Genomic DNA, 5,618 nt, shown 5'->3' with positions numbered 1-5,618 from the left:
TCGAGGGAAGGGCTTTTTTGCAAAGGTCTCATTCAGTGAGAAAGTTCTTTGCTTCTCTTAGACTCACGTTACTCCACCATAAAAGTTAAAAAGGTCGTCTGAAACCCATAATCACATGGTTTCAGACGACCTTTTATCTTTTCCATCCGTTTTTCAGACGACCTTACAGTAAGAATATCGTTGCCAGCCCCAAGAAGATCAGAAAACCGCCGGAATCCGTTACCGCCGTAATCAGCACCGAGCTGCCCAGCGCAGGGTCACGGCCGTATTTTTCCATGATGACGGGGATGAGTACGCCAACGGAAGCGGCGAGCAAGAGGTTCAGCGTCATCGCGGCGACCATCACCAAGCCGATGCCGATGCTGCCGTACAGCAGCCATGACACGACGCCCATGACCGTTCCCCAGATGATGCCGTTGACCAAGGCGACGCCGACTTCTTTTTTCAACAAGCGCCCCGCCTGCATCCCTGTCAACTGCCCCATCGCCATCGCGCGGACAATCATGGTGATGGTTTGGTTGCCGGAGTTGCCGCCGATGCCGGCGACGATGGGCATCAGCGCGGCGAGTGCGACGATTTTCTCGATGCTGCCCTCAAACGCGCCGATAACGCGGCTGGCAAGAAAGGCGGTGCAGAGGTTGACGGCAAGCCACATCCAACGGTTTTTCACCGAATCCCAGACGGGCGCAAACAAATCTTCCTCTTCCTGCAAACCCGCCATGTTCAACATATCCGCTTCCGATTCTTCGCGGATAACGTCCACCATCTCGTCGATGGTAATCCTGCCGATGAGCTTTTTGTTTTCATCGACCACGGGTGCGGTAACCAAGTCATAACGTTCGAACGCCTGCGCCGCCTCTTCCACGTCGTCTTCGGGACGGAAACGCACGACTTCGGTCGCCATCACATCCGCCACCAAGTCTTCGGGATCGGCGACCAAAAGTTTGCGGATGGGCAGCACACCTTGCAGGATGTCGTTTTCATCGACCACGAAAATCTTGTCGGTATGGTCAGGCAGGCTCTCGAAGCGGCGCAGATAACGCAGCACCACTTCACAAGTAACGTCGGCGCGGATGCTGACCAACTCGAAGTCCATAATCGCGCCGACTTGGTTGTCTTCATACGACATCGCCGCCTTGACTTGGGCGCGCTCTTCCTCGTCGCGCGTCTGCAAGGCTTCATAGACCACTTGGTGCGGCAAATCGCCCGCCAGCTCCGCCAGTTCGTCCGCATCCAAGTCATCGACCGCCGCCAACAGCTCGTCTTTGTCCATCGACTCGATCAGCGTTTCACGCACCGCGTCAGAGACTTCCAGCAACACTTCGCCGTCGTCTTCAGGTGTGACCAACAGCCAAACGACATTACGCTCGCGCGGCGGCAACGATTCCAACACCGCCGCCACGTCGGCAGGGTGCAGCTCGTTTAAAAGGACGGTCAGCTCGGTAAATTTGTCGCGCAACGCCTCGTCCTCAATCGGCACGCCTTCCTCAATTTGCGGGAAAGCGGGCGAGAGGATTTCGCACAGCGCGTGGATACGGTCGAAATCGGCGGAAACGCGCTCTACGTCGCTTTCGATACCGTCGTTTTCAAGGTTCGGAGGGGTTTGTTCGATGCTCATAAATGCTCCGCCCGCCGGATGCGGGAAAGCATTTCGGCGGGATGGTTATCGTGTATTTCGGGATAAACCGGAAGGGAAGTTCAGTAAAAACGAACTGGGAAGGTCCATAATAAAAGCCTGCTGATTCAGGCGTCGTGTTGGAAACGGAGCGTATTTTACCGCGTTTCGGAGCGGTTTACTATTTTTAACTGAAAAGGTCGTCTGAAATTTATAAATTTCAGACGACCTTGGTAAAGGTTGAGTTTTCACCCTAACCTATTCTTTCTCAATTTGTTGCGTAAAAACTTCATAAATTTCTTACCCCAAAACTGCGATCTGGAAAACTTTCAAATAGCAACTAAACCTAAGAAATCAGTTTTTTTAACTTGCCCCACAAAGAAAGTGTTTTCGGTCCACGCGAGCTCGATTGATAAGGATAGGTAGGATAAGCCTTAGTGCCTTCAGTTTGGGACTGTTCAGGCAAAGGTAGCCCCGTTTTCATGTCCAATCCTACTTTATCTGCTAGCTTTTTCATCAGTTCGTCCGAGGGCTTTTGGGGTTCTTCTCCCTCCACCCAGCGTTGAAAGGAAATCTTGCCGTCCCATTCGGGTAAAGGCGCTGGCGGTAGCGGGACGATGTCGTCCAAGTCGGGAACGGTCGGCGACATGAATCCGTAATCTGAAAGATAGGTATTAATAATGTCATAACGGCGGGCACGTTCTTCATCAGCTTCAACATCTAAAAAGTCGTTACTACCTTTGTCTTTTCCTGCCTTAAATGCATGAGAAAGAATAAGTGCAGACAAATGGTTACCATTTTTTGTTCCTTGATGATAGGCCTTTACTGCTTCATCAAATCTATCCCTATTCTGTAAATGGCTACCCAGTTCTAAAGAAGAAGCCCCCTGTCCTTGTTCAGAAGCACATTGGTGTATCTTGCGCATCAAATCCAGTCGGAACTCCCGTGTCGGTTCGTCATCAAGCCAAGCTATTTTTTCCGCCAGTACATATTGCGCCTCCCTGCTGCCCATATCCGCAGCCTTGCGTAAAAATGCCAGCTCGCTGTCGGGGGGCGCACTGACACCGTAGCCGTCTTCGATATAGCCTTTAAGCAGATAGTAGGAGGTAGCTGGAAGTTGTTTGTGTAGCATTTTATACAACTTGTGAACTTCAGTTTCAGCCTCAATATAGGGAACCTTCGTCCAGCCGTCGCTGAGCAGGAACTGTAGCCGTACGTTTGCCTTATAGTCACCGTTGGCGGCGGCAATACGGTAATAGGGCAATAGTTCATCCCAAAAACCGTCCTCCCTCTGGCCAGGCCACATATGGTTCAAATCACGGTGCAGAGCATAATTGTAGAGTTGCTGCGTTTCCTCGGATAGCGGTGGGCGTTTTTCATGCACGCAGGTAAACTCTAGGTTCTTTTTGATTTCTTCAATGGTCTTCATGGTTTCTTTCTTCCGTTGCTTTTCTTGCCATTTTTCCCCTATGCTGCAATACGCGGGCTTAACCTGACCGTTTGCGCCTCCTATATGGATAGGATTGCATTGCAACCAAAGGAGAAAGCAAATAAACATTGCTGCCAGAAAGCCTAAAACAATCAAAGTGTATTTGAGGGGTTTATGCATAATAGTCAATCCAATTGGGAGACTTTAGGATCCAGGCGTAAAAATTCGCACAGAGGATGCAGTGGCGGTTTGCCATCTTTGATATTTGTTTTATTTCTTTGCATAATTTTTTCCCATTGGTCAAAAGCTTTTTTAGCTATATTCGGATCATTCATTCCCTCTGGATTTGCCACATTGTCAAACTTTCCTGCTGCATTATTGGCTTTGTTCAGATCGCGTGTATGTAGTTTCCACAGATCTTTGCGTAGTTTTCGCGCCACTGCGCCGTTTTCGGTAAATATGCCCAATTCCGTATCTACCTGCATACTGCGAGTATTCAGATTGGCGGAGCTGATAACGGTAAAGACATCATCTATAATGGTCACCTTCGAATGAATGTAAACTTCTTTCCAAGCATTACGTGCAGTCAAGGTGCAGACATGGACTTTGACACCCAACTCTTTTTTCAGTTTTTTGGCAAATTCTTTCTCCCTCACTTCTTCCGCATTTTTAGTATAGGATCGTTCTCTTGTCCCAGAACGTTGCTTCTGTCTTGCCTTTAATTCTGCCAATTCACTTTTCCATTTAGCAATAGTACTTGCTGATCCTTGTGCATGATTATTTCCAAGCGATGCTTCCAAAAATTCTATACGATCTGTATGAGTAAGGGCAACATTAGGCATCACATCCTGCCTTCCCAACTTTTCTAACATTTTATTTGTTGTATACGTTCCTTTTCCCAAACCATCATCAGATGAATTAGTTACAACAAACCAATGTATCGGCATATTAGCAGAGCGGCCTTTTGACCTTAAATTCTGCCAATGTTTGATAAATGCCTCTGCCAACGGCGGCCATCTGAAATACTGATTTTCTGTATAGATATAGCTGGTAACCCTTTTGATATTTTGCAGATAGATTTTTTTGATATCTTCAATATCCGGCTTGTCGTAAGTACGCAATATCTGCGCCATCAAAGGCGTACCTCCGGCAGATTTGTTAAAAGGATATTTGTCGAAAGTCAGCGCTTTTCTCTTTTCTTCCAGTTTCTCACTACTTACCCTATCCCAAGATTGGCAGAAATTACGATTGATGTACCATAAAACTTCACCGCTGACGATGCTTGATACATCTTGCAACGGTGTATCAACGTTTTTGCCTTTATTGGGCGATAATACATTGCCGGAGATGTGACTATCATCATCCCAATAATTGTCTAGCATATTATGTTCCATTACAAAACCTACTGCCTTATGAGGTACTTCATAGTCTATTAAAACTGTTTTTTGGTGATGAGAAGGAAACATCTTCAATGTTGATTTTACATTTTCTGGTAACTCCTTATCTTCGTATTGATTTCCCTGAAAATAAACACTGCGAGTTCTGAATTTCAGATTGTTATGATATGAAGACTTGGATAATTCCATTAATATAGGGTATTCACTGCTAGCTACATATTCTTTTTGCATATTTATTTTTATCGTATCGTTATCTGCATTTTTGGGGGTTTCAAATTTCTTATGTAATTTTCCCTCAATGGCTAGATACCAATATTGATCATACTTTTTCTGAGCTTTAGTTACCCCTGCTACTCCGCCAGAAAAAACACCTGGTGCATTCCCCATATTTGCTTCTGCAAAAGTCTGTATTTTAAAAGGTATACTCCAAACTAATATCCTCACCTGCACACCTGCTTTTGCTTTTTCAATCAATAAATCCCCAATGCACTTACTCTTACCGTCCCGCTTTAGATGCATCGAAGGCTGAAATCCCCATATCGCAATATCAATTGAATGTTCAGCTTTTTCAATTTTTTCATGGAGCGTTGTAAAAGCTTCTTTCCCATTAATCAATGGTCTGAAGGTTGCTGCAACAGGGGCTGATTCATTTGAGTCTAAAAGAAACCAGTTCATTGATGTTGTTGCACCTAATTTAGACTTAGTAGAGGCAGCAATTATATTTTTAGCCATTTTTAGAACCTTTCAAATCTTTGTCTTTTATATTATGTACGATTTCGAAATATTTCTTTGCCTGCTCTATTGGAGAAAGTTCAGAACTTGTATATTTCAATCCATGAAAACCACGGTTGGTTATTTTATCCCTTGATGTATTTTCGTTAAATTCATCTTCAATCGGAATCAAATATTCTAAATCGTTGGCAAATACAATCTTATATTTACTTGTTGGTATTTCATGTTCGATGGCGATATAGCCGGTCGAATCCGTTACCCCTTTTTGAATTTCTGAACCATCCGCATAGAGCGTATACGGCATACCAATGTAAAAACCATCCGAATGGGGCGATTGACGTAAATTGATACGCATCGGGCGTTTGGGTAAAGTTTTAGGCCAACTCGGATGAGTAATTCCCATACTACTCGGTCCCGTCACCTCCATCGGCGCCTTCACCCTAAC

The 5,618-nt window shown here is 45.6% G+C and carries 4 protein-coding genes; all 4 read right to left on the bottom strand.

The features are described from left to right. Positions 1 to 163: 163 nt before the first annotated feature. Positions 164 to 1,618: a magnesium transporter gene (mgtE, locus tag HMPREF2572_RS01120; protein WP_070495606.1), complete on the bottom strand. Its 1,455-nt coding sequence runs from the start codon at positions 1,616 to 1,618 to the stop codon at positions 164 to 166. Positions 1,619 to 1,961: 343 nt separating this feature from the next. After that, on the bottom strand, positions 1,962 to 3,224 hold the full coding sequence (locus tag HMPREF2572_RS01115) for a DUF6396 domain-containing protein (RefSeq protein WP_070495603.1): 1,263 nt from the start codon (positions 3,222 to 3,224) through the stop codon (positions 1,962 to 1,964). A 5-nt stretch (positions 3,225 to 3,229) separates the two neighbouring features. Further along, complete coding sequence (locus HMPREF2572_RS01110) at positions 3,230 to 5,173, bottom strand: phospholipase D-like domain-containing protein (protein ID WP_070495600.1); 1,944 nt, start codon at positions 5,171 to 5,173, stop codon at positions 3,230 to 3,232. Then, a partial coding sequence (locus tag HMPREF2572_RS01105) for a hypothetical protein (protein ID WP_070495597.1) occupies positions 5,166 to 5,618 on the bottom strand: 453 nt, incomplete at its 5' end. The genes HMPREF2572_RS01105 and HMPREF2572_RS01110, both read right to left, overlap by 8 nt.

Source organism: Neisseria sp. HMSC064E01, assembly GCF_001808875.1.
GTDB classification, from domain to species: domain Bacteria; phylum Pseudomonadota; class Gammaproteobacteria; order Burkholderiales; family Neisseriaceae; genus Neisseria; species Neisseria sicca_A.
This window is presented reverse-complemented; position numbering and strand designations above follow the sequence as displayed.

What these genes read in the sequence shown, in the direction of transcription:
- HMPREF2572_RS01115 (WP_070495603.1), bottom strand. Translation starts at nt 3,224, where the DNA reads ATGCATAAACCCCTCAAATACACTTTGATTGTTTTAGGCTTTCTGGCA.
- HMPREF2572_RS01110 (WP_070495600.1), bottom strand. Translation starts at nt 5,173, where the DNA reads ATGGCTAAAAATATAATTGCTGCCTCTACTAAGTCTAAATTAGGTGCA.
- mgtE (WP_070495606.1), bottom strand. Translation starts at nt 1,618, where the DNA reads ATGAGCATCGAACAAACCCCTCCGAACCTTGAAAACGACGGTATCGAA.